This is a genomic window from Parasphingorhabdus sp. (genome assembly GCF_965233695.1).
Classification (GTDB): Bacteria; Pseudomonadota; Alphaproteobacteria; order Sphingomonadales; family Sphingomonadaceae; genus Parasphingorhabdus.
On record NZ_OZ247497.1, the window covers coordinates 3,755,304 to 3,779,322 of the forward strand.

Consider the following 24,019-nt stretch of genomic DNA (forward strand, 5'->3'; position numbering starts at 1 on the left):
ATAAAGCGTGACTCTTAATGAAACCGATCCCGTAATCACGCGATTTGCCCCCTCGCCGACCGGCTTTTTGCATATTGGCGGCGCGCGTACGGCCATGTTCAACTGGCTGTTTGCCCGGCATCATGGCGGTAAAGCGCTGCTGCGCATTGAAGATACCGATCAGGCTCGGTCCACGCAGGAGGCGATTGATGCGATTTTGGAAGGGCTGGATTGGCTTGGTCTCGACTGGGACGATGAACCGGTATTCCAATCCCAACGTGCCGATCGCCATGCCGAGGTGGCCCATGAGCTGCTCGCCGCCGGCAATGCCTATAAATGTTTCGCAACGCCTGAAGAGTTGACCGCCATGCGCGAGCAGCAAAAGGCGGAGAAAAAGCCGATGCGCTATGACGGCCGCTGGCGGGATCGTGATCCTTCCGAAGCATCCGAAGGCGCGCCCTATGTGATCCGTCTGAAAACCGAAACCGCTGGAAAGATGACCGTTACCGATGCAGTTCAGGGTGAAGTGTCGGTTCAGAACAGTGAAATTGACGATTTCATTCTCCTCCGCTCCGATGGCACACCGACTTACATGTTGGCGGTCGTGGTGGACGATCATGACATGGGCGTGACCCATTTGATCCGCGGCGATGACCATCTCAACAACGCGTTCCGGCAGTTGGCCATGATCCGTGCAATGGGTTGGAAAGAGCCAACCTATGCGCATATCCCGCTGATCCACGGCAATGACGGCGCCAAGCTTTCCAAACGGCATGGTGCACTGGGTGTAGAGGCTTATCGCGATATGGGGATCATGTCCGACGCAATGTTCAACTATCTCCTCAGGCTTGGCTGGGGCCATGGCGATGACGAGATTATCTCGCGCGCGCAGGCCATTGAGTGGTTTGATTTGGCCGGTGTTGGCAAATCTCCCTCGCGTTTTGATGCCAAGAAGCTCCAGAATCTAAATGGCCAATATATAAGAGAGGCCGATGACAGCGTGCTGGTCACGTTGACCACACCGTGGATTGAGAAAGAATTGGGAACAAAATTATCAGCTGCCGATGGCGGTTTACTGGCGCAGGCCATGCCCGTTTTGAAAAGCCGAGCCAAAAACCTTATCGAATTGGCCAGTAATAGCCTTTTTCTCTATAAAAAACGACCACTTGACCTCGACGAGAAGGCACAATCTCTGCTAGACGCTGACGCACGGCAGCTGCTTGAATCGATTCACGCCACCTTGACCGGCCTTGACGAATGGACGCTTGAGGCAACCGAGGACAAAGTGAAGGCCATAGCGGAAGCCGCCGAATTGGGGTTAGGAAAGCTTGCACAACCCATGCGAGCCGCTCTAACGGGAAGCACCAGTTCACCCGGAATTTTTGACGTGCTGATACTCTTGGGCAAGGAAGAGTCTTTGGATCGTCTTGCAGATCAAATAAAATAACCTGATATTTTCAGGAGCAGAAAGGACAATATTGTGGGCAACAATAGCGCATCATTCGGCCTCGGGGGCGAAAATTACGAATTTCCCGTTATCCAGGGCACAGAGGGACCGGATGTCGTAGATATTCGGAAACTCTACGGACAAACTGGTGCCTTCACCTATGATCCTGGCTTTAAATCAACGGCCAGCTGCGAATCAGAATTGACCTTTATCGACGGCGGCGAGGGCATTTTGCTGCATCGGGGCTATCCGATTGGCCAATTGGCTGAAAAAAGCAGCTTTATGGAAGTCGCCCATTTGCTCTTGCGCGGCGAGCTTCCGACTGCCGACGAATATGCGGATTTTACCAACACGATCACACGCCACACCATGTTGCATGATCAATTTTCAACCTTTTACAACGGCTTCCGCCGCGATGCGCACCCGATGGCGATCATGTGCGGTGTTGTCGGAGCCCTTTCCGCTTTCTATCATGACAGCACGGATATCAGCGATCCCGAACAACGGATGATCGCGAGCCACCGACTGATCGCTAAAATGCCAACCATTGCAGCAATGGCGTATAAATATGCTGTCGGTCAGCCTTTCATGCACCCGGATAACAGCCTGTCTTATACCGGCAATTTCCTGCGTATGACCTTTGGCGTTCCCGCCGAACCTTATGAAGTTATCCCAGCTGTTGAAAAGGCAATGGACCGGATTTTCATCCTGCATGCTGATCATGAGCAAAATGCCTCGACGTCAACCGTGCGGCTTGCCGGATCTTCCGGCGCCAATCCGTTTGCCTGTATCGCTGCTGGCATTGCCTGCCTGTGGGGTCCTGCTCATGGCGGCGCCAATGAAGCCGCGCTCAACATGCTTCATGAAATCGGACATCCGGACCGGATTCCTGAATATATTGAACGCGCGAAAGACAAGAATGATCCATTCCGCCTGATGGGCTTTGGTCACCGTGTCTACAAAAACCACGATCCCCGTGCGACCGTCATGCAAAAAACTGTCCGCGAAGTGTTCGATGCCTTGAAGGTCACTGATCCCGTCTTTGAAGTTGCCCTGCAGCTCGAAGAAATGGCTCTGAACGATGACTATTTCAAAGAGAAGAAACTGTTCCCGAATGTGGATTTCTATTCCGGCATTATTTTGTCCGCTATTGGTTTCCCAACCTCGATGTTCACCGCACTCTTCGCGCTGGCTCGCACGGTTGGCTGGGTCGCACAGTGGAACGAGATGATTTCTGATCCCGGCCAGGTGATCGGACGTCCGCGCCAGCTCTACACGGGGCCAACACAGCGGGATTATGTCGATATCGACAAACGCTGAAACTGGATAATGTGATTTAGAAGAAGGGAGCCTGAGTGCTCCCTTTTTTGTTTCCTATTCCGTTCGCGTTGGCAGGCTGAGTTTGAATATGGCGCCTTTTCCGGGCGAGCTTTCAACGGTCAAACTGCCATCCATCGCTTCGGCCAAACGGCGAGAAATAAAGAGTCCCAAACCGCTGCCACCATCGCCAGACCGACCTAATCGTTCGAATTTCTCAAAAATCCGTTGATGGTCCTCTTCGGCGATGCCATCGCCCTGATCACGCACGGATACTGATGAGACATCATCTGCCTTGGCAACCTGCAGTTTGATAACCGATCCATCGGGGGAATAGCGGATCGCATTGCCGATAAGATTGACCAAAATCTGCAAAACCCGGCGAAATTCACCTTTCACCGGGATTTCTGCATCCTTTTCAGGAAGGTCGATGCGGATCTGATGATCAGCGGCCTTTACCGCCAGCAAGCCAGCGGCGCGATGAGCCAGATCGACTAGATCTATATCGTCAGCTGCTACCGAAAAACTTGTGCGCTGGATCGCTTCGAGGTCCGAAAGGTCATTGACCAGATCCATCAGATGACGACCTGCCGATGCGATGTCTTTTGCATAGTCGGAATAGTCTCCGCGCAGCGGTCCTTCCAAACGGCTTCCGATTGTTTCGGCATTCGCGATAATCTTGCCCAAAGGCTGACGCAAAGCCGGACCTAGCTGGGAACCGAACAGAGAGTCGCTGATTAAGTCGCTGCGACTTAAACTGATTGGAGCCTCTTTGCTTTGTTTCTCCACCTCCCTTTCCTGATCGATTTCAAGCGAGAAACGATAGCCGGAAAAAAGGCCTTCATTATCGATTAGTGGCTGGCCCGATAAAATGAAAAACGACTTGTTACCTTGCCGCTGGCGGACATGTTGGCCGCGCACGGGCTGGCGTTCAGAGATTGATTCTACCATCACGCTTTGTTTGGACGGCTCGACAAAGTCGATAACGTCCAAGAGCGAGTGGCCAATGTAATTTTCTATAGCATCGAGATCACCAGGAAAAGACAATGCCATGATCCGCAATGAGGCATCCGTGCGAATAGAACCGCGGCCGTTCAAAATATCAAAGTCACGGCGCCTTCCCGGTTCTTCTCGATTTGATTCTGGCGCAGGCGACTCTTTCCAATCGATTATGTTGATTGCAATAGTGGCGGGTGAATCCTCGCGCTGAATGCGGGTTTCGACCCACATATCTATCAGATTGTCTTCATCAGCGGCCTGAACGGCACGTGAGAGGTCCATGTCCAGTTGTTTACTCAACCGGCAAAGACTTAGCAGCTGTGGAACAGCAAGCGGCCCGCCTTCATAGCCGCCGCAATGCAAATGTAGGCGCAATAGCGGAGGATCGGCCGAGATCAAGCGACCCTCAGCATCCAGTTGCCCGCGAACAGGCTCGGCCAGATTGCCCGGCAACGACATTAATCACTTAAACCCGCAAGATGGGCATTGAGCTGGCGCTGTGCGTCCTGATAAAGTTTGTTGGCTGACCAGTCTGACACCAGTTCCTGCGATTTTGTATCATCGATTTCACGGAAAGATGCCGGCGTAAGCAGTTGTCCGCCGCCATCGAGAGCACTGAAAATTGACAGGGCTTGATCCACGGGCAGTCCGATCGCACGCATCGTCACCACGAGCCGCACCATATTAGGCTCGGCGGTAAATCTGATAAGCTGATCCACCGGCAGGCCCGAGCGCCGCGCCAAACGAGCGAGGAAAAGATCAAGCCCGTCATTTAAAGGGTGCGGATTTTGCTGATTAGCTGCGGTTTGATCGATCAACTGGGCAAGCCGCTGTGCCCGGCTTTGCGTTCCGGCCCCTTCGTCATGTTCAATCAGTCGCTTTTCGGTCGCCTGAATCAGCGCTGTGCCCGCATAGCCGGATAGCTTTTGCAGGGCCGCACTAATCGGCCAAGCAAGAGCGAGCAGTATCTCGGCTGGTAAATTGTCGATATGGGCTTTGACAATCCCGGGGCCCACATTGTCGCGACTTTGTGCCACCAATAATGCCATGGCAGCATCAGCCGTCGAGCTATCTTCATCGTCAAGATAGCGCGTCAGGACCGATTCTAGATCTGCCTGGGATATCTTGTTAAGCAGGCGCGCACTTAACTCAACGCGTTGCACATTGGTAAAAACATGGCCAAGAAGGGACTGGCTCTTTAGCAACCCTGCCTTCTGCAGCAATGCATAGCAATGCACGCGATCGCTATTGCCTATCTCCACTATGATATCATGGTTCAAGCCAAAATCTTTGACCGCAATCATGCAAATTTCTGTTTCGATTTCTTGCACTAAGGATCGCAGATATTGACGACCATTGGACAACATGCGGTCTGACAGAATAATATCCGATTTGGGAAACAAAGCCGCTGCAAGATCATCAGCTACATAGGCGCTCGAAACACTTATCGCAGCAGCCTGCTGCACAAGCCCAATAGCTGGATTTCGATCCATTAAAAATTCTCGCTTCGCCATAGAGTTAGCCTTAGGCTAATGTGGTTAATATCTGGCTAAGTGCAACATCAACTAGCTGGCAGAAACCAACCGCGATCTTCAGATGGAACGATCGCGCTGCATAATCAGAAGATAAGCGAGGCAATATAAAGCAGATAGGTAGAGACCGATTAAAAATGAGCCAAAAGTAGTCGCTATCAATAAAGTCAATAAAACCAATGGGATATCGGGCATCACAATGTCGAATTTCCGGTTTTCCGACTGCACGAATGCCAACCACAAAGTGCCCAATAGCATTAATAATATCGTGAGATTTCCCAACAACAGTCCGGCCTGAGATGCACGGACGACCGCAACTGTCAAAACGACCATCACAAGCGTACGAAACAACAGACCGATAAAAGCGGTTTTGCCTTCTTCTGATGAGAAAATCGAGATTCGATCATGAAGCGTCAGTGCAATTGACCCAATAAGCAATAATCCCAGTGCTGCGCCCAGCCAGTTCAGAAACAGCAGACCGAGTGCCACTATTGCCACCCCCAGACTGGCAAGACCAAAATAGCTTTTCGCATGTGGCATGTTCCAAAGCAGCGGAATCAGTTTGCGCATCAGCGGCCAGATCACAAAACGATCTAGAAAGTTCTGTTTTAAAATATTTTTTTTGCCAAGCTGTCGCTTTGCAAAGGTCTCGCTGTCCTGAATATTCAGCAATTGTGAGACCGCATCAGACTGCATTTTGGCATCGGACAAGAGTGCCCGCTCACATTCAGCCTGAACAGCCGTCCGCAGCAAGGCCGATCCGATATCCCAATCATCTGGAATATCGGAAATTTCCGCCAATCGTTCCGATTTCAGAAGCGCGACACCCAACCATCTGTGGGTTAGATCGATGCGCTCGAAATTTTCATAAGCATCCGCATTGGCAACCACATATATGCGTTCCGACTTGTGACTGGACAGCGCCTGTTCAATCGCGTCATCGGGAAAAATACCATCACCAAGAAAGATCAGATCGTCATCATTCGATGCATATTGCCCCAAATCCTCCGCCGTTCGGACGATATCAATATCGACATCCAGGTTTTTGAGATTATCGGTATATTGCAACAGGCCGCTGTGCATCGCAGGGCTCAGAAAGATGATTTTCTCAGCGCCCATCTTTTTCGCCGACCGCACTTGCTTGGCAAGGATATTGCTATCGAACAAGGGCAAGAATCCCACAGGTTCCGTTCCCGCAGAATTCTCGGCTGAAAGTGAAATTAGTGCCAGTCTCAAAAAATCATCCCATATAGCGCGCCGCGTTGCGCCGTCCGTCTATAGGATTTACCGGGTTGTCATCAAAGCGTTATTCGCAAATCAGTCGCGATGTTCCTCGATTGCTTCGATCGCACGCTCGAGTTTTCTGAGCACGGTGGGTTCACCTGGAGCAGCGGTGGCGGCTTCCTGTGCGAGATTGAGAACATGGGTTGCTCCGAAACTGGCAGCAAGGCCCTTCAGGCGCAATGCGGCATATTCCCAATTGGCGTCACAGCGCGCCCTGTGGAGCAAATCCACCTGGCGTTTCGCACTTTCCAAAAAGGCTCCACGTAACTCGGCAATAAGCGACTGATCGTCCCCAACTGCAGCGGCCAAGGCCGCGTCCAACGCTCCATAATCAAATGACATGAGCCTTTTCTAAGATGCTATGGTTAACTTATAGTTTCTCTGGACGATTTTTGTGGTAAATACGACTCATGACAGGTGGATCAAAAATTATCGGAATCAGGCGTGACCGGGGCACGGAGCCTCATATGGAGCATGTCGAAATTGATGAAACAGATGGCAACGAAGCCCTCGAGTTGAGCGATGACAATCGCGAACCCTCAGAGGAAATCGATGCGGATCAACAGGTTGATCATATCGACGAAGATGATGAGTGGAGTCACTATGCCGACGCGGAGGTCGTTTCGACATCCAAAGCTCAGCTTGTCGCTCCCATATTGTTGGGACTATCCATAGCGCTCTGGACAGGCTTTTTTGCATGGGCCAATCGCGACATTTTTACAACGATACCAACTATGAAAGGCGGGATTGACCTTCTTTCACAATATTGTTTGCCAATCGCCACCTTTGCGATTCTGTATCTGCTCTACATGCGGAACAGCACCCGCGAGGCGAAACGCTTCAACGATGTCGCTTCTTCGCTTCGTGCTGAATCGGAGCAACTCGAATATCGTTTAAAGACCGTAAATAACGAGCTCGCTATGGCGCGCGAATTTCTTGCTGGTGAAACAAGAGAGTTGGAAACACTGGGGTCTCAGTCCTCTGACAAGCTCAATCAAGCCGCGAGCAATATTAAAACAGCGCTGAGCGATGGCCTTTCCAAGATGAAGAAACTGGATGATGTTGGTGGAGCGGCCTTTAAAAACCTTGAACAATTGCGCGAACATTTACCCGTGGTCATTAATACTGCCAAGGATGTAACCAACCAGATCGGGAACTCCGGACGCTCGGCACAAGCAGAAATTGCTGCAATGGTGACCACTCTAAAACGAGTCGGTGACGTCGGCACGGCAGCGAAGAAAAGCCTTGATGAGCTGACCCAACGATCGGAAGTATCCCTCGAAAACCTGGCCACAACTGCCAAAGACATCGAAACGAAATTCTCCGAGCAATTGGCCGAAGCGGAAACCGGTTCCAATAAAATCGCGAGTGTTCTGAAAAAGGCATCCGCAGAAGTGATCACCGCATTGCACGAGACTCGCGCAGAACTGGCAACTGAAACTTCTGAAAGCTCGCAAGCCATAAAGAGTGATCTCGCTGCATTGGAGGAAACGCTGTCAAACGTCGGCAAGGCAGCAGATGACGAGGAAGCGCGACTGAAAGCGCTGGTCGCAGAGCTTAACCAGAATATCGTCGACATATCTACACAGGTGGAAACACTGGATAATGAGAGTGGTGAGAAGACGGCTAAACTTGCATTTGCAATGACCGCTCTTGAACAGAACAGCGCGGCACTGAAGAAATCCATCGAAGAAGGCCATGGAACGGCCGATGGAATGATCGAGCGGATCGAACAGTTGCTGGTTGCACTTGATAGCAGCGCCAGAGAATTAGACGAAACGCTACCCGCCGCTTTTGATCGCATGAATGCAAAAACAGAAGACAGTCTTTCTACATTCCAGCGGATGTCCGAAGAAGCTGCAAAAGTCGGAACAGTGGCGGAAGAAGTTACGGCAAAAATTGAAAAATCGGATGAAGCTATTGAGGAACAGCGTGCCAAGCTCGCCAAGCTCAGTCAGGACGGCACGGTCGCGACGGATAATGTTTTCGGCAGAATTGAGAAACTGGCGGGAGAATTGCGAAACGTCCGCGAGCAAAATGAAGCCCTGGCCGAAAGCGCCGGTGAAAAGCTGATCAGCGCCCTGCTCCGGGTCAAAGAAACGGCCCGACAGGCATCGGAGCATTCACGGGAGGCTTTGGAAAACTCGATATCCGGTTCTGCTGAAGCCTTTGAAAAAGTAAGTGAGGAAGCGCTCAACAAAATTATCGACGAGAAAATCTCCTCCATCGCTCCTAAACTGGAAACCGCTGTATCCAAAGCTGTGGCTACGACCGAATCGACTGCGGGTCACTTGACCAGTCAGCTCAATGCTATTGAAGAAATGACGGTCAAGCTGGAGCAACGCATCCTGTTCGCAAAAGAAAAAGCGGAACAGAGCAGCGAAGAGAATTTCACGCGCCGGGTCGCGCTGCTTACGGAATCGCTCAACTCGACAGCGATCGATGTAAGCAAGCTATTCTCGAATGAAGTGACCGATACGGAATGGGCAGCCTATCTTAAAGGCGACCGCGGGATATTCACCCGCCGTGCAGTCCGTTTGCTGGACGCCAGCGAAGTTCGCGAGATATTGTCAGAATATGATAATAATTCGGAGTTCAGAGAGCATGTAAATCGCTATATCCATGACTTTGAAACCATGCTCCGCGGCGTTCTCGCAACACGCGATGGCAGTGCGGTGAGTGTTACTCTGCTGTCCTCCGATATCGGCAAACTATATGTCGCATTGGCGCAAGCAATAGAGCGGCTTCGCAACTAGGCTGCTATTGGCCCATCCGCTCTCGGCTACCAAAAAAGTCGATATCCTCGACGGTGATCCACTGATTGGTATAGTTGAAATAGAATAATATGAAGGCGAGCGTTGCCAATATAGTCGTATAAAGCAAAACCTTGCGCGGTTTGAAGTTAACCGGCGCGCCATCCGCTTGCCCTTTGATCATTTCCACGCCCGATTCCGTATGGCTACGGATACCGATGGGCAATATGATAAATGCCGAGATGACCCAGAACAAAACATAAATCGCGATAATGGACGTCCATTCCATTGCTCTTAGGCCTCCACCACCAGTACCGAAACAACAGGCTTTTTACCGGTCCACTCGGTAGCACTGCGCCTCACCATCAAGCGCAGTTCCTCAGAAAATTTGCTGATATCGCCCACCGGTTTTTTGAATTTCTTCGATATTGCTTCGCACATATCATCCAGAAATTCTTCCTCATCTTCTTCCATCGGCACACCTTGCAAACGCAGTACGGGCTGACCTGAAATCTTGCCGCGATCGTCAAGGCCAACCGCTACGGATATCATACCATTATAGGCGATTTTCCTACGCTCGTTAAGGGTCTTGCCATCGGCGGGGATAATGACATCACCGTCCAAGACAAGCCGCCCAGTGCGTTCTTGCCGCAAAATTTTTGGGCCGTCAGGTGCTAGGCGAACGACGTCGCCATTTTGCTGGAAAATATTCTTGGGAACCCCCTGTTCTGCGGCAAAACGCGCCTGCTCTTTCATATGACGAATTTCACCATGCACGGGCACCAAAATCTCTGGCCGTATCCACTTGTACATTTCCGCCAGCTCGGGGCGACCAGGATGACCGGACACATGAATATGCTCTTGTCGATCGGTGATCATCACCACACCCTTTGCCGCGAGCTGGTTTTGGATCCGGCCAATGGCAATTTCATTGCCCGGGATCTGTTTCGATGAGAAGAGAACATGATCGCCGTCTGTCAATTTGATCTTGTGGCTATCGCCAGCAATACGGCCCAGTGCGGCCCTCGCCTCACCTTGCCCACCCGTGGCAATAATCATGATTTCATCGCGAGGGATGTTCATAGCTTCATCAAAATCAACAGTCGGCGGAAAATCTTTCAGATATCCGTTTTCACGGGAATTCTCGATCATTCGGTCAAGCGATCGCCCGGCAACACAGAGCTGGCGTCCTGAATGTTTGGCCACTTCTCCCAATGTATGGAGTCTTGCTGCATTGGAAGCGAATGTTGTCACCAGCACCCGGTTGTCAAGATTTTCGACCACGCGCATCAAGTTGCGATAAACATCGCCTTCTGATCCGGAAGCAGAGTCATTGAAGACATTGGTGGAATCACACACCATCGCCAATATGCCTTCATCACCAACCGCTGTAAGTTGCTCCGGCGTTGACGGAATTCCCAACATCGGCTCGTCATCGAGCTTCCAGTCGCCGGTATGGAAAATCTTGCCATAAGGCGTGTCGATCAGAAGCGCATTGCCCTCCGCAATACTATGCGCAATCGGCAGATATCGGAAGCCGAAAGGTCCGAGTTCGAAGCTTCCCTCATTCGGGATGATGTTCAATTCAACGTCATTCTCGAGCCCAACTTCCTCAAGCTTGCGCCTGATCAATCCTGCGGTAAAGGGGGTTGCATAGAGAGGGACATCAAGTTCGCCCGCAAAATAGGGTATCGCGCCGATATGGTCTTCGTGACCGTGTGTCAGAACAATCCCAAGCAGATTTTTCGTCTGTTTCTCGATAAACTCCAGGTCCGGCAGAACAAGATCGATACCAGGATAAGCAGGATCGGCGAAGGTCATGCCAAGGTCTACCATCACCCATTTGCCATCGCAGCCATATAGGTTGACATTCATGCCTATCTCCGCCGAGCCGCCAAGGGCCAGGAAGAGAAGTTCGTTTTTTGGTTTTATCATTAGGAGTTAGTTGCTCTCTGGTAGAGGATTAGCAGTCCGCGCAAGGTAAGATCGGACTCAAGGTGATCAAATACGTCTGTATGTTCATTAAATAGCACGGAAAGACCGCCAGTAGCGATAACTTTGGTAGGACGGCCAATCTGTACTTTGGTGCGTTTAACCAACCCTTCGATCATCCCGACATAGCCCCAGAAAATCCCGATCAGCATCTGGCTCTCGGTCGTCCGTCCAATGACATTATCATCATCGGGTGCCTCTAGGGCGATACGCGGCAATTGTGCAGTCTTACCGACCAATGCATCCAGCGACAAATTTATTCCCGGTGCGATAACACCGCCTTTATAGGCGCCATCATAATCCGCGACGTCGAAAGTCGTAGCTGTGCCAAAATCGATAATCACGATATCTTGTTTGTAGCTTTCATGGGCTGCAATAATATTCAGCACGCGGTCGGCTCCCACTGTATCGGGTTGAGCGACATCCAGTGCAACGCCCCATTCGGCATCACCGCGGCCAGCAACCAATGGAGTTACACCGAAATATTTCTCCGACAATACCGTCAAGTTATGTAGCGCCCTTGGCACCACAGTACCGATTATCACCGCATCGACAGAATCCAGCTTCCAGTCATTCAATTCCAGCAATTGTCTCAGCCACACTACATATTCGTCGGCGGTGCGACGCGGATCTGTGGCAATCCGCCAGCGAGCCTTGATTTCTGAGCCATCAAATAGTGCGAATACAATGTTGGTATTGCCGGCATCTATAGCAAGCAGCATAATTGAACCTTTCTTCTATCCGACATCCACGTCACCGGCATGTATAGCGATAAGCGTTCCATCCCGCTTTCTCAAGCGAAGTGCACCATCGGCGGAAAGACCGGCATATTCGCCCTCCAGGGGCTGCCCATTTGCATCACTGGTCGACAATCTTGTTCCCAGCGGATGCGCGCGTTTCTGCCAAGCATCCAATATACTTGCCAAACCCGTTTGCCGCCATTCGGTTAAGGTATCGGCGAAGCATTCCGCAAGCGAATCCAGAACCGCTTCTGGCGACAATTCAGGGTCGCTTCCCTCCTTGTGAAGGCTGGTTACGGTACGGCCGTCCAATTGGGGAGCCACAGCGACATTCACCCCAATACCAACAACAACCGCATCGCCGGCGCGCTCCAGCAAGATACCGCAGATTTTCAAACCGGACACCAGAATGTCGTTCGGCCATTTCAACCAGATATCGTCGTGGGGGAGATGCGCGCTGATTGCTTTGTGTACAGCCAAAGCGGCGACAAATGACAAGCTCGATGGCGAAGGGTCGTCGCGACGGCAACGCACCAATGTGCTGCAATAAAGGTTTCCCTCCGGGCTTTCCCATTTACGGCCCAATCGCCCTACCCCGCCACTTTGCTTTACCGCGCGCAGCCAAAAGCCCTCTTCAGCTCCTTCCAGAGCACGCGCTTTCATATCCGCATTGGTTGATGCGGTTTCGGCGATCGTTTCTATATGGATAGTCAGAACAGAGCCTGAGCCGCCGTTGCTGTAACCGGTGCCAACAACGGAATAGCGAGATATCCCAACGGAGATACTGCGACAGCCAACAACGCAATCAGGCCATTTTCGGTCTTATGTCCAGTCTGGACAATCTGTCCTGCGGGATCATCGAAATAGATAATCTTGACGATCTTAATATAATAGAAGGCTCCGATAACCGATGCAGCTATGCCAATGACCGCCAAGGGCAACATGCCCGCGGCAACAGCGGCATCAAAGACCAGGAACTTGCCCCAGAACCCGAATAACGGCGGTATGCCGGCCAGCGAAAACATGAATATCGCAAATGCGGCAGCCAAGCCTGGTCGGGTTTGTGACAAACCGGCAAGGCTGGAAAGTGATTCCAATGGTTTGCCGTCCGTATCGCGCATTTCCATGACGCAGATAAAGCTGCCCAATGTCATGGCGACGTATATGATGAGATAGAAGAGCATGGCAGAAATGCCTTGTGCGGTTCCCGCGGCAAGACCGATTAGCAGGAACCCGACATTATTGATCGAACTATAAGCAAGAAGGCGTTTTATGTTTTGTTGCCCGATGGCCGCTACTGCGCCGAGTATGATCGAAGCCAAAGCCACGAACACGATGATCTGCTGCCATGTAGAAGTCTGGCCTCCAAATGCGTCGATAATGACACGAACGGTCAGCGCTATGGCAGCGACTTTGGGAGCGCTTGCGAAAAAGGCGGTTACCGGGGTCGGCGCGCCTTCATAGACATCGGGTGTCCACATGTGAAACGGCACCGCACTGATTTTGAATGCCAAGCCAGCGAGGACCAATACCACACCAATCAGTGGCCCGGTTGAAAGCTGCCCTGTCAGCGTGTCGCCTATGACAGAAAAGCTGGTGGACCCTGCAAATCCATATACCAAGGACATGCCAAAGAGCAGCATGCCGCTCGCCAAGGCGCCTAACACGAAATATTTCAGACCCGCTTCCGAAGAGCGAACGTCATTGCGAATAAAGCTGGCAAGTACATAGGCAGAGAGGCTGTTCAACTCGAGGCCGATATAAAGCGTCATCAGATCGACCGCCGACACCATCATACCCATGCCAACGGTCGCAAACAGAACCAGCACCGGATATTCAGGACGATAGGCAGCGCTATCCTTGAAGAAACGCGGTGCAACGATAAGCGATATAATTGCTGCGAAATAGATGAGCAGTTTCGCGAAGCTGCCAAAGCCATCCATACGGTAAAGCCCGTTGAAAGCATCGCCGCCGAATTCAAAAGATGAGTTGGTTAGAAATTCCAACGCATAAGCCGATGCACCGAAAAGAGCGGCTACGGCTAGAATAGTAACCAACCGTGCCGATTTAACGCCACCCCATGCTGCGATGAGCAGCAGGATCATGCCACTTACCGACAGGATAATCTCCGGCAGGGTGAAAATCAGTGAAAGTCTATAATCCATCAGTGCGACTCCCCATGACCGGCCTCAGCCTTTTGGCTCTTTGGCGCCGCTTGTGCTTGCCCCATTTTCAAATGTGCATCCCCCTCTGGCGCAGCGCGATCAATGCGGGCGACCAGTGTTCCCACGTCTCCGCGTATTGGTGCCATAAAACTTTCCGGATAGACACCCATCCACATGACAGCAGCAGCAATCGGCGCCAGCAATGCCATTTCGCGGGCGGATAAATCCGGCATCGCTTTAACGTCTTCATGGACAAGCTCGCCAAAAGCGACCCGACGATAGAGATAGAGCATGTAACCGGCACCCAAAATGATACCTGTCGTCGCCACCAATGTGACCCAGCTATTCACCTTATAGAGGCCCACAAGCGAGAGAAATTCGCCGACGAAGCCGCTTGTACCGGGAAGGCCGATAGATGCCATTGTGAACAGCATGAACAGGACGGCATATTTCGGCATGTTGATCGAAAGACCGCCATAACGGTCAATTTCTCTTGTATGTAGACGATCATATATCACGCCAACGCAGAGGAAGAGCGCGCCGGAAACCAAGCCATGGCTGAGCATAACAATGATCGCGCCCTCAATGCCTTGCCGGTTGAAAGCAAACAGACCCAGCGTCACAATTGCCATATGGGCGACAGACGAATAGGCGATCAGCTTCTTCATATCCTGCTGCACCAACGCAACCAGCGATGTGTAGATTACTGCGACCATCGACAGTCCAAAGATCAGCCAGATAAATTGCTCTGACGCTTCCGGGAACATCGGGATGGAGAAACGCAGGAACCCATAACCGCCCATTTTCAACAGCACACCAGCCAGGATCACGGACCCTGCCGTCGGTGCCTGAACGTGCGCATCGGGCAACCAAGTATGGACCGGCCACATCGGCATTTTAACCGCAAAGCTGGCGAAAAAGGCCAGCCAGAGCCAGGTCTGGGCCTCAGGCGCAAAATCATAGTTGAGCAGCGTCGGAATATCGCTCGTACCAGCATTCTGCACCATCCACAGCATCGCGATCAACATCACGACCGAGCCGAGCAAAGTGTAGAGGAAGAATTTGTAACTGGCGTAAATCCGGTTAGTGCCGCCCCAAATACCAATGATCAGATACATCGGGATCAGGCCGGCTTCGAAGAGTATGTAGAACAGGAAGATATCCTGCGCCGCAAACACGCCGATCATCAGCACTTCCATGAACAGGAACGCGGCCATATATTCGCCAACGCGGTCCTTGATCGACTCCCAGCTCGCACCGATACAAATCGGCATAAGGAACACGGTGAGCATGATCAACATCATCGAAATGCCGTCTATGCCCAAGGCCCAGGCGAAAGTGCCAAACAGCTCCAATCGCTCGACATATTGCCACTGCGGGCCGCCAATATCGTAATTGGCCCACAGCACAATGCCGAGAGCAAACAACACCAACGTCGTAATCAGGGCGAGCCAGCGTGCGGCTTTTGCGCCAACAAACAGGCAAATAATCGCGGCCAGCATTGGCAGGCCCATCATCAGCGACAGGATCGGGAAATCAAGCTGGTTCATCAGTTCGCTCCCCGCACGATAAGCCACGTCACCGCAGCAGCCAATCCGAGTAGCATGACCAGCGCATAGCTATAGAGATAGCCGGTCTGGAATTTCTTCGCGACACCTGCACCGCTAGCCACAACCGCCGCGACGCCATTGGGGCCGAAGCGATCAATTGTGCCTTCATCGCCGGTTTTCCAGAACAGCCGTCCAAACCAGAAGGCCGGACGTACAAAGATCAAGTCATAAAGCTCGTCAAAATACCATTTGTTGAAGAAGAAATTATAGATCGGCTGGAAGGTCGCGGCGAGACGCGCTGGACGATCTTTGCCGCGGAAGTACATCAGATATGCCGTGGTAAGACCTATGAGCATGGCCACAGTCGAGGCCAGTTTCACCCACAGCGGTACTTCGTGAATTTCATGCATTAAATGACGGTCAAACGCCAAACTGCCAGCCCAGAATCGGAAGCCCTCCGTAGCATCGATAAACTGGTTGTGGAACAGAAAGCCTGCCGCGATCGCGCCAAAACCAAGCACGCCCAGAGGGATCAGCATAGAGAATGGACTTTCATGAGGGTGATAACCGCCGGTTGAGTCTTCGGCCGTTTCCGGTGTTTTGTGAACGCTGTGCTGAATATGCTCGGATTGAATCCAGCGCGGTGTGCCCCAGAAAGTCAGGAACATCAGGCGCCAGCTATAGAAGCTGGTCAACAAAGCCGCCAGCACACCAATAGCAAAGGCGAATTGCCCTGTGCTGGTGCCACTCGCAAAGGCTGCCTCAATGATTGCATCCTTGGAATAGAAGCCGGCAAAACCGCCAAGGCCAACAATGCCAACACCAGTAATAGCCAGCGTCCCTGCCATCATTGCCCAGAAAGTCAGCGGAATTTCTTTTCGCAGCCCACCGTAATAACGCATGTCTTGCTCATGATGCATGGCATGAATTACTGAGCCCGCACCAAGGAACAAAAGGGCCTTGAAGAAAGCGTGGGTGAACAGATGGAACATCGCTGCGCTATAGGCACCAACACCTGCGGCGAAGAACATATAGCCCAGCTGTGAGCAGGTGGAATAAGCAATCACGCGCTTAATATCAGTCTGCACAAGGCCAACCGTCGCTGCAAAAATTGCGGTAGCGGCGCCAACGACGGTAACGACTGTCAAAGCCACATCACTGGTTTCGAACATCGGTGACAGACGGCAAACCATGAAGACACCTGCTGTAACCATTGTCGCTGCATGGATCAGTGCCGAAACAGGTGTCGGCCCTTCCATCGCGTCCGGTAGCCAGGTGTGCAGACCCAATTGCGCCGACTTGCCCATCGCTCCGATAAACAGCAGCAAACTGAGGATCGTCATCGTATCAAGCCGCATACCGGCAAACGTGATTGTCGAGCCTGCCATGGCTGGTGCCGCTTCCAGAATTTCAGGAATAGACACAGTGCCGAACACAAGAAAAGTTCCGAAGATACCAAGCATGAAGCCAAGATCGCCAACCCGGTTCACAACAAAGGCTTTGATTGCTGCCGCGCTAGCCGTCGGTTTCTTGAACCAGAAACCGATGAGCAGGTAGGACGCAAGGCCAACCCCTTCCCAACCGAAGAACATCTGGACCAGATTATCGGCTGTCACCAGCATCAACATGGCAAAGGTAAAAAGCGACAAATATGCAAAAAAGCGCGGTTGATCAGGATCTTCATCCATATAGCCCCAGCTATACAGGTGCACCAGAGCCGAAACCGTGGTCACGACGACCAGCATGACAGCAGTCAGTGCATCAACCCTCAGAGCCCATTCAAAGTTGAGATCGCCCGACTGCACCCATGTCAGCACCGGCACAACTTCTGCCGCTCGCGCCAGCATGATATAGTCGATGAATATCGGCCAGCTCAGCGCGCAGGATACGAACAAGGCGGCGGTCGTGATAAATTTCGCGGGAACATTGCCAATCATGCGATTGCCAAAGCCTGCGACTATTGCTGCCAGCAAGGGCAGGAAAACGATAAGCTGGATCGTCAAGTCCCTAACCCTTCATCCGGTTGACATCATCAACGGCGATCGTGCCGCGCTGACGGAAATAGATAACCAATATGGCAAGTCCAATGGCCGCTTCGCCTGCCGCGACCGTCAGCACGAACATCGCAAAAATTTGCCCGGTCATGTCGCCCAGAAAGGCACTGAACGCGACCAGGTTCAAATTGACCGAAAGCAGGATCAGCTCAATCGCCATCAGAATAATGATGATATTCTTGCGGTTTAGAAATATGCCCAGCATGCCCATCACAAACAGGATGGAGCTGACCACCAGATAATGCTCTATGCCGATCATAGTTCGACCCCCTTGCCGACTTCAGGCTGCTCGTTGCGTGTCGCGTCTTCTGGTCGCCGTGTGACCTGGTCTCGAATATTCTGGATCCGAACTCCGCCGCGTTTGCGGTTGGTCAGAACAATGGCACCGACCATGGCAACCAGCAGGATCAGGCCAGCGGCCTCAAACAGGAAGATATATTTGGTGTAGAGCAAAGTGCCCAAGGCTTCGATATTGGACGGCCCACCGGCTGGAGGTCCAACCACGGCGTTGGCTTCGCCCATCCCGCCAGCGGTCCACGCACCCACTCCGAAAATAATCTCGGCGAGCAAGACCAGAGCCAATAACAGCCCCAGAGGCAGGTTTTTCATGAAACCCGCGCGCAACTCTGCAAAGTCGATGTCGAGCATCATCACAACAAAAAGGAACAGGACCGCCACCGCGCCAACATAGACAATGACCAGCAAGGCAGCGATAAATTCTGCGCCAACCAGCAACATCAGGCCCGCCGCGTTAAAAAACGCCAGGATCAGCCATAAAACGCTGTGCACGGGATTACGCGCAAAGATGCAGAACGCACCGCTGGCGATGACAATGGATGCGAATAGATAGAAAGCAAATATTTGCATGTTTACGGTTTCCGTAACCCCCTTAGAATCCTGTCAGCGCCTTAACGATAGGGCGCGTCGGCGGCAAGGTTGGATGCGATGGCTCGCTCCCATTTGTCACCATTTTCGAGCAGTTTTGCTTTGTCGTAGATTAATTCTTCGCGTGTCTCGGTCGAATATTCAAAATTCGGGCCCTCGACGACCGCATCCACCGGACAGGCTTCCTGACAGAAGCCGCAATAGATGCATTTGGTCATATCAATGTCGTAGCGCGTGGTCCGGCGGCTGCCATCTTCGCGTGGTTCGGCTTCAATCGTGATCGCTTGCGCCGGGCATACCGCTTCGCAAAGCTTACAGGCGATGCAGCGTTCTTCCCCATTGGGATAGCGGCGCAGCACATGCTCCCCACGAAACCGCGGCGAAATCGGGTTCTTCTCATAGGGATAATTGATGGTCTTCTTCCGCTTGAAGAAATATTTCAGCGTCAGTGCGTGCGCCAGGACGATTTCGTAAAGCGTAAAGGCTTTTATGACTTCTGTTATTCTCATAGCGGCCACCCAAATTTATCGATCATGACATATCCGCTGACCAGAAATACCCAGAATATGCTAATGGGCAGAAACACTTTCCAACCCAGACGCATGAGCTGATCATAGCGATAACGTGGCACCGTGGCCCACGCCCAACTGAAGATGAAAAAGATCATGAACATCTTCAGGAACAACCAGATAATCCCGGGTACAGCATAAAGCGGTTCCCAATCCACCGGCGGCAACCATCCGCCCCAGAACAGGATCACATTCAGCGCACACATCAGCAGAATATTGGCATATTCGCCCAGCCAGAACAGCGCAAAGGACATGGAGGAATATTCGGTCTGGTAACCCGCGACCAACTCACTCTCTGCTTCGGTGAGATCGAAAGGCGCGCGCGCCGTTTCCGCCATCGAGCTGATCAGGAACATCACCGCCATTGGAAAGAGCAGCGGATTGAGCCCGTAAGCGTTCACCAATCCGAAGATATGGCCTTCTTGCGCCTTGATAATTTCGTTGAGATTGAAAGTACCGGCAAACAAAACCACCGAAATCAGGATGAAGCCGATGGAAACCTCATAAGAGATCATCTGAGCCGCCGCGCGCATGGCCGAGAAAAACGGATATTTCGAGTTACTCGCCCAACCGGAAATCACCACGCCGTAAACGCCCAGAGAGCTTATCGCGAGAATGTACAGCACGCCAATATTGATGTTCGCGAGGACCATTTCCTCGCTAAACGGAATGACCGCCCAGGCCAGCAAAGCCACGGTAAAGGTTATGATCGGCGCCAGCAGGAACAGGCCTTTATTGGCTCCGGACGGGATGATCGTTTCCTGCAGGAACACTTTCAAGCCATCTGCGAAACTTTGCAGCAAGCCGAACGGGCCGACCACGTTGGGGCCGCGGCGCAGCGCCACGGCGGCAATAATCTTGCGATCCACATAAATGATCATCGCCACAGCCAACATCAGCGGAAGCGCGATCAGCAGGATCAGTGCCAGTGTCGCAACAAACCAACCAATATCAGGGCCCAGAAAAGTTGATTGGAGATATTCGGTCACTTGTTCTCTCCCAAATCACTCGACGGCGCATGCCGGTTCCAGAACCGGATGAGGAAATCGAACAAAATGCCATTTGCTGCAATCCATATTGAATCAAGACAGCCTTGCAAAATTGCCCTTAAAAGCGCCGCTCTCACAACTGGACTATCTTCTGGACCGAAGGGCATTTGAGCTGATTTAACTTCGTAATATGTCATCCAAAATGTTGCGAAGAACACAAGAACAGCGAGTATATAGAAAACCTTAGGCGCTCTTACGAGAAGATCCGGAAGCTGATTCATTCTGCCGCCTCCAGCATATCATCACCATGCAGCAATTCAGCCGAACAGCGTTGCATCGTCGCGCTGGCGCGGGCGATGCTGTTGGTAAGGTAGAAATCCTTGATCGGGTGGACGCCCTGCCCTGTTGGCTTGTCTGGCAACCCCGTTGGTGGTGCCCAATCCAATGACACCAGGCCTTCTGTGGCGAATTCCGGATGATCCTTGAACATCTTGCTGCGTAGCTCTTCAAAACTGTCAAATGGCAATGTCTTGCCCATCACATCGGACAGAGCCCGCAAGATGCTCCAGTCTTCGCGGGCATCGCCGGGAGCAAAAATCGCCTTGTTGGAGCGCTGCACACGTCCTTCGAGATTGACATAAGTACCGTTTTTCTCGGTATAGGCCGCCGCTGGCAAGATCACGTCCGCCGCATGCGCACCGGCATCGCCATGATGGCCGATATAGACTTTGAAGCTCTTATCAAACGGCGCATAATCCATTTCATCGGCACCGAGCGAAAAGAGCAGTTTCGGCTTTTTCGCGGCAATCGCCTTGATACCGCCATCATAAGCATAGCCGAGCATCAACCCGCCAGTGCGCGAAGCGCCGATATGCAGCACATTGAAGCCGTTCCAGTCATCACGAATCAGCTTATATTTTGTCGCCAGCTTCAAGGCTGCGCCATGCGCGCCGTCTATACTCAATGCGCCGCCGCCCAGGATAAGCGCCGGTTTTTCGGCATTTTTCAGTGCGTCTGCAGCGGCTTTGGGCAGCTTGGCCAGCAAGCTCATATCATCGCCGAGCCATTCAACCGGATAGGTCTGATCGGCCTCTGGTCCAATGCCAAAGACTTTCGCTCCGCCCTTGCGCACCGCCTTGCGGATGCGCGTATTAACGAGCGAGGCTTCCCAGCGCGGATTGGTCGAAACCAGAATGATCACGTCCGCCTCTTCAATGCCGGCAATGGTGGTGTTGAAATTCACCGCTGCCAGATTGGACACATCGTAAGACAGGCCCGTCTGGCGCCCTTCCAGCATGTCCGATTTCATCGATTTGAGCAGCTTCTTGGTCGCGTACATGGTTTCGCAATCAACCAGATCACCGGCGATGGCGGCTACCGAACTGCCTGCTTTGACCGCCGCAATGGCTTCAAATGCTTCGTTCCAGCTCGCGGGCATCAATGTGCCATTTTGCCGGATATAAGGCTTGTCGAGGCGGCGCTTCATCAGACCGTCAATTGCGTGACGCGTCTTGTCGGTCGCCCATTCCTCGTTCACGTCATCATTGACGCGCGGCAATGCGCGCAGCACTTCGCGGCCGCGGCTGTCGATGCGGATATTGGTGCCAACGCCGTCCATCACGTCAATGCCCAAGGTCTTGGTCAATTCCCAGGGCCGCGCTTCAAATGCATAAGGCTTGCTGGTCAGCGCGCCAACGGGGCAAAGATCAACAACATTGCCTGAAAGCTCGCTATGCACTGCGCCTTCGAGATAGGAGGTAATCTCCATTCCCTCACCGCGGCCAATAGCGCCAATTTCTTCCACGCCCGCCACTTCTTCAACAAAGCGAACGCAGCGGGTGCAATGGATACAGCGGGTCATGATCGTCTTGACCACAGGTCCCATATATTTTTCGGTTACCGCGCGTTTATTCTCTTCATAGCGCGATCCGCCCTTGCCATAGGCCATGGCCTGATCCTGCAAGTCACACTCGCCGCCCTGATCGCAAATCGGGCAATCGAGCGGATGGTTGATGAGCAGAAATTCCATCACCCCTTCGCGGGCCTTTTTGACCATTTCGCTGTCGGTACGAATTTCTTGCCCTTCAGCGGCGGGCAGCGCGCAGCTTGCCTGCGGCTTCGGCGGTCCGGGCTTCACCTCGACCAGACACATGCGGCAATTACCCGCAATGCTCAGGCGCTCATGGTAGCAGAAACGCGGAATTTCCTTACCTGCAAGCTCGGCAGCTTGCAGCACGGTGGCGCCCTGAGGAACTTCGAGTTCGATGCCATCTACGGTGACTTTAGGCATATGTTGCATCCAAATTAAGTTCGTCATGCTGAACTTGTTTCAGCATCCATTGCGCCTTCACAGAGATGGTCTCAAGACTAGAGATGGACCCTGAAACAAGTTCAGGGTGACGAAATGCAAGACTATAATTCACTCCGCCGCCTCCAAAACTTCTGCGCCTTTATTTTCACGAATACGCCGCTCCATCTCCGGACGGAAATGACGGATCAGGCCCTGTATCGGCCAAGCCGCCGCATCACCCAGCGCGCAGATCGTGTGGCCTTCAACCTGTTTGGTCACTTCATAAAGCGTATCGATATCGCCAATCTCGGCATCGCCATCACGCATTTTTTCCATCACGCGCCACATCCAGCCGGTGCCCTCACGGCATGGCGTGCATTGGCCACAGCTTTCATGTTTGTAGAAATAGCTAAGCCGTGAAATCGCGCGGACGATGTCGGTCGACTTGTCCATCACGATGACCGCTGCCGTACCAAGACCGGAGCCCAAATCCTTGAGCCCGTCAAAATCCATCGGCGCGTCCATGATTTGTTCGGCTGGTACCAAAGGCACCGAAGAGCCGCCCGGAATTACCGCGAGCAGATTGTCCCATCCGCCGGTAATCCCGCCACAATGCTTTTCAATCATATCCTTGAACGGGACAGACATGGCTTCTTCAAACACAGCCGGCTTGTCGACATGGCCGGAAACCTGAAATAATTTCGTGCCATGGTTATTCTCGCGGCCAAAGCCGGCAAACCAGCTGGCGCCACGGCGCAGGATCGTTGGCACCACCGCGATGGACTCAACATTGTTGACAGTCGTAGGGCAACCATAGAGCCCGGCACCGGCAGGAAATGGCGGTTTCAGGCGCGGCTGGCCCTTTTTGCCTTCCAGACTTTCGATCATCGCGGTTTCTTCACCGCAAATATAAGCGCCAGCACCGCGATGGACGAAGACGTCGAAATCATAGCCGGACTTGGCCGCATTTTTCCCGATCAGCCCGGCGTCATAGGCTTCCTTGACGGCTGCCTCCATGACCTTGGCTTCCATGATATATTCGCCGCGAATGTAGATATAGGCTGCGCGCGCGCGCATCGCGAAACCGGCAATCAATGCGCCTTCGATCAGCTTGTGCGGATCGTTGCGCAGGATTTCGCGGTCCTTGCAAGAACCGGGCTCGGATTCATCAGCGTTAATAACCAGAAAACTCGGCCGTCCATCTGGCGATTCCTTCGGCATGAAGGACCATTTCAGACCGGTCGGAAAACCCGCGCCGCCGCGACCGCGCAGGCCGCTTTCCTTCATCTCTTCGATAATCTTGTCATTGCCGCGCTTGATGATGTCGGCAGTATTGTCCCAGTCACCACGCTTTTGCGCAGCTTTCAGGTCCCATGACTGAAAGCCATAGACATTGGTAAAGATGCGATCTTTGTCCTGGAGAAAGTCAAAAGCCATTATTTCTTCCTCCTGCGACCCCAGAGGCCACCTGCAA

The 24,019-nt window shown here is 52.5% G+C and carries 21 protein-coding genes; 3 read left to right on the forward strand and 18 right to left on the reverse strand.

The features are described 5' to 3' along the window. Window positions 1–7 precede the first annotated feature (7 nt). Entirely contained in the window at window positions 8–1,426 is a 1,419-nt protein-coding gene (gltX, locus tag ACO6S1_RS17990) for a glutamate--tRNA ligase (protein WP_422343925.1), read from the forward strand. A 33-nt stretch (window positions 1,427–1,459) separates the two neighbouring features. Beyond that, window positions 1,460–2,746 carry a citrate synthase gene (locus ACO6S1_RS17995; protein ID WP_422343926.1) on the forward strand — a complete coding sequence of 429 codons (1,287 nt, stop codon included), beginning with the start codon at window positions 1,460–1,462 and terminating at the stop codon, window positions 2,744–2,746. A 54-nt stretch (window positions 2,747–2,800) separates the two neighbouring features. Here ACO6S1_RS17995 and ACO6S1_RS18000 read toward each other — a convergent pair whose 3' ends face one another. From ACO6S1_RS18000 to ACO6S1_RS18015, 4 genes are all read right to left on the reverse strand, one after another. Beyond that, window positions 2,801–4,201, reverse strand: coding sequence for a sensor histidine kinase (locus tag ACO6S1_RS18000; RefSeq protein WP_422343927.1), 1,401 nt, complete (start codon window positions 4,199–4,201; stop codon window positions 2,801–2,803). After that, window positions 4,201–5,235, reverse strand: coding sequence for a hypothetical protein (locus tag ACO6S1_RS18005; RefSeq protein ID WP_422343928.1), 1,035 nt, complete (start codon window positions 5,233–5,235; stop codon window positions 4,201–4,203). The genes ACO6S1_RS18000 and ACO6S1_RS18005 overlap by 1 nt, the downstream gene beginning before the upstream one ends. A 99-nt stretch (window positions 5,236–5,334) precedes the next feature. Then, a complete protein-coding gene (locus ACO6S1_RS18010) occupies window positions 5,335–6,456 on the reverse strand; it encodes a hypothetical protein (protein ID WP_422343929.1) in 1,122 nt (373 codons plus the stop codon). 135 nt (window positions 6,457–6,591) lie between these two features. After that, window positions 6,592–6,900: an Hpt domain-containing protein gene (locus ACO6S1_RS18015; RefSeq protein WP_422343930.1), complete on the reverse strand. Its 309-nt coding sequence runs from the start codon at window positions 6,898–6,900 to the stop codon at window positions 6,592–6,594. A 125-nt stretch (window positions 6,901–7,025) separates the two neighbouring features. On the opposite strand from ACO6S1_RS18015, the gene ACO6S1_RS18020 reads away from it, so the two are divergent. After that, on the forward strand, window positions 7,026–9,314 hold the full coding sequence (locus ACO6S1_RS18020; RefSeq protein WP_422343931.1) for a hypothetical protein: 2,289 nt from the start codon (window positions 7,026–7,028) through the stop codon (window positions 9,312–9,314). Between the two features lie 4 nt (window positions 9,315–9,318). On the opposite strand, the gene ACO6S1_RS18025 is transcribed toward ACO6S1_RS18020, so the two are convergent. The 14 genes from ACO6S1_RS18025 to nuoF form a co-directional block, all read right to left on the reverse strand. Continuing rightward, window positions 9,319–9,600: a DUF1467 family protein gene (locus ACO6S1_RS18025; protein ID WP_422343932.1), complete on the reverse strand. Its 282-nt coding sequence runs from the start codon at window positions 9,598–9,600 to the stop codon at window positions 9,319–9,321. A gap of 5 nt (window positions 9,601–9,605) precedes the next feature. After that, the gene (locus tag ACO6S1_RS18030) at window positions 9,606–11,243 is read right to left on the reverse strand and encodes a ribonuclease J (RefSeq protein WP_422346232.1); all 1,638 of its coding nucleotides are present in this window, start codon (window positions 11,241–11,243) and stop codon (window positions 9,606–9,608) included. A gap of 2 nt (window positions 11,244–11,245) precedes the next feature. After that, window positions 11,246–12,025: a type III pantothenate kinase gene (locus tag ACO6S1_RS18035; protein WP_422343933.1), complete on the reverse strand. Its 780-nt coding sequence runs from the start codon at window positions 12,023–12,025 to the stop codon at window positions 11,246–11,248. A 15-nt stretch (window positions 12,026–12,040) separates the two neighbouring features. Further along, window positions 12,041–12,826, reverse strand: a complete 786-nt coding sequence (locus ACO6S1_RS18040; RefSeq protein WP_422346233.1) for a biotin--[acetyl-CoA-carboxylase] ligase — start codon at window positions 12,824–12,826, stop codon at window positions 12,041–12,043. Continuing rightward, on the reverse strand, window positions 12,754–14,208 hold the full coding sequence (nuoN, locus tag ACO6S1_RS18045; protein WP_422343934.1) for an NADH-quinone oxidoreductase subunit NuoN: 1,455 nt from the start codon (window positions 14,206–14,208) through the stop codon (window positions 12,754–12,756). The genes ACO6S1_RS18040 and nuoN overlap by 73 nt, the downstream gene beginning before the upstream one ends. After that, window positions 14,208–15,758: an NADH-quinone oxidoreductase subunit M gene (locus ACO6S1_RS18050; protein WP_422343935.1), complete on the reverse strand. Its 1,551-nt coding sequence runs from the start codon at window positions 15,756–15,758 to the stop codon at window positions 14,208–14,210. The genes nuoN and ACO6S1_RS18050 overlap by 1 nt, the downstream gene beginning before the upstream one ends. After that, the gene (nuoL, locus tag ACO6S1_RS18055) at window positions 15,758–17,761 is read right to left on the reverse strand and encodes an NADH-quinone oxidoreductase subunit L (protein WP_422343936.1); all 2,004 of its coding nucleotides are present in this window, start codon (window positions 17,759–17,761) and stop codon (window positions 15,758–15,760) included. The genes ACO6S1_RS18050 and nuoL overlap by 1 nt, the downstream gene beginning before the upstream one ends. 4 nt (window positions 17,762–17,765) lie before the next feature. Beyond that, window positions 17,766–18,071: an NADH-quinone oxidoreductase subunit NuoK gene (gene nuoK / locus ACO6S1_RS18060; protein ID WP_108809875.1), complete on the reverse strand. Its 306-nt coding sequence runs from the start codon at window positions 18,069–18,071 to the stop codon at window positions 17,766–17,768. Then, window positions 18,068–18,679, reverse strand: a complete 612-nt coding sequence (locus ACO6S1_RS18065) for an NADH-quinone oxidoreductase subunit J (protein WP_422343937.1) — start codon at window positions 18,677–18,679, stop codon at window positions 18,068–18,070. The genes nuoK and ACO6S1_RS18065 overlap by 4 nt, the downstream gene beginning before the upstream one ends. 41 nt (window positions 18,680–18,720) lie before the next feature. Next, a complete protein-coding gene (gene nuoI, locus ACO6S1_RS18070) occupies window positions 18,721–19,206 on the reverse strand; it encodes an NADH-quinone oxidoreductase subunit NuoI (protein WP_422343938.1) in 486 nt (161 codons plus the stop codon). Next, window positions 19,203–20,255 (reverse strand): NADH-quinone oxidoreductase subunit NuoH, encoded by a 1,053-nt coding sequence (gene nuoH, locus ACO6S1_RS18075; protein WP_422343939.1) that lies wholly within the window; start codon window positions 20,253–20,255, stop codon window positions 19,203–19,205. The genes nuoI and nuoH overlap by 4 nt, the downstream gene beginning before the upstream one ends. Next, window positions 20,252–20,536: a hypothetical protein gene (locus tag ACO6S1_RS18080; protein WP_422343940.1), complete on the reverse strand. Its 285-nt coding sequence runs from the start codon at window positions 20,534–20,536 to the stop codon at window positions 20,252–20,254. Before ACO6S1_RS18080 ends, nuoH begins: the two co-directional genes overlap by 4 nt. Beyond that, on the reverse strand, window positions 20,533–22,545 hold the full coding sequence (nuoG, locus tag ACO6S1_RS18085) for an NADH-quinone oxidoreductase subunit NuoG (RefSeq protein WP_422343941.1): 2,013 nt from the start codon (window positions 22,543–22,545) through the stop codon (window positions 20,533–20,535). The genes ACO6S1_RS18080 and nuoG overlap by 4 nt, the downstream gene beginning before the upstream one ends. A 129-nt stretch (window positions 22,546–22,674) precedes the next feature. Then, the gene (gene nuoF / locus ACO6S1_RS18090; protein ID WP_422343942.1) at window positions 22,675–23,982 is read right to left on the reverse strand and encodes an NADH-quinone oxidoreductase subunit NuoF; all 1,308 of its coding nucleotides are present in this window, start codon (window positions 23,980–23,982) and stop codon (window positions 22,675–22,677) included. Between the last annotated feature and the right edge of the window lie 37 nt (window positions 23,983–24,019).

Excerpts from the sequence above, each read along its gene's own strand:
- ACO6S1_RS18000 (WP_422343927.1), bottom strand. The coding sequence starts at position 4,201 with ATGTCGTTGCCGGGCAATCTGGCCGAGCCTGTTCGCGGGCAACTGGAT.
- ACO6S1_RS18005 (WP_422343928.1), bottom strand. The coding sequence starts at position 5,235 with ATGGATCGAAATCCAGCTATTGGGCTTGTGCAGCAGGCTGCTGCGATA.
- ACO6S1_RS18015 (WP_422343930.1), bottom strand. The coding sequence starts at position 6,900 with ATGTCATTTGATTATGGAGCGTTGGACGCGGCCTTGGCCGCTGCAGTT.
- ACO6S1_RS18020 (WP_422343931.1), top strand. The coding sequence starts at position 7,026 with ATGGAGCATGTCGAAATTGATGAAACAGATGGCAACGAAGCCCTCGAG.
- ACO6S1_RS18025 (WP_422343932.1), bottom strand. The coding sequence starts at position 9,600 with ATGGAATGGACGTCCATTATCGCGATTTATGTTTTGTTCTGGGTCATC.
- ACO6S1_RS18035 (WP_422343933.1), bottom strand. The coding sequence starts at position 12,025 with ATGCTGCTTGCTATAGATGCCGGCAATACCAACATTGTATTCGCACTA.
- nuoN (WP_422343934.1), bottom strand. The coding sequence starts at position 14,208 with ATGGATTATAGACTTTCACTGATTTTCACCCTGCCGGAGATTATCCTG.
- ACO6S1_RS18050 (WP_422343935.1), bottom strand. The coding sequence starts at position 15,758 with ATGAACCAGCTTGATTTCCCGATCCTGTCGCTGATGATGGGCCTGCCA.
- nuoK (WP_108809875.1), bottom strand. The coding sequence starts at position 18,071 with ATGATCGGCATAGAGCATTATCTGGTGGTCAGCTCCATCCTGTTTGTG.
- ACO6S1_RS18065 (WP_422343937.1), bottom strand. The coding sequence starts at position 18,679 with ATGCAAATATTTGCTTTCTATCTATTCGCATCCATTGTCATCGCCAGC.
- nuoI (WP_422343938.1), bottom strand. The coding sequence starts at position 19,206 with ATGAGAATAACAGAAGTCATAAAAGCCTTTACGCTTTACGAAATCGTC.
- ACO6S1_RS18080 (WP_422343940.1), bottom strand. The coding sequence starts at position 20,536 with ATGAATCAGCTTCCGGATCTTCTCGTAAGAGCGCCTAAGGTTTTCTAT.
- nuoG (WP_422343941.1), bottom strand. The coding sequence starts at position 22,545 with ATGCCTAAAGTCACCGTAGATGGCATCGAACTCGAAGTTCCTCAGGGC.
- nuoF (WP_422343942.1), bottom strand. The coding sequence starts at position 23,982 with ATGGCTTTTGACTTTCTCCAGGACAAAGATCGCATCTTTACCAATGTC.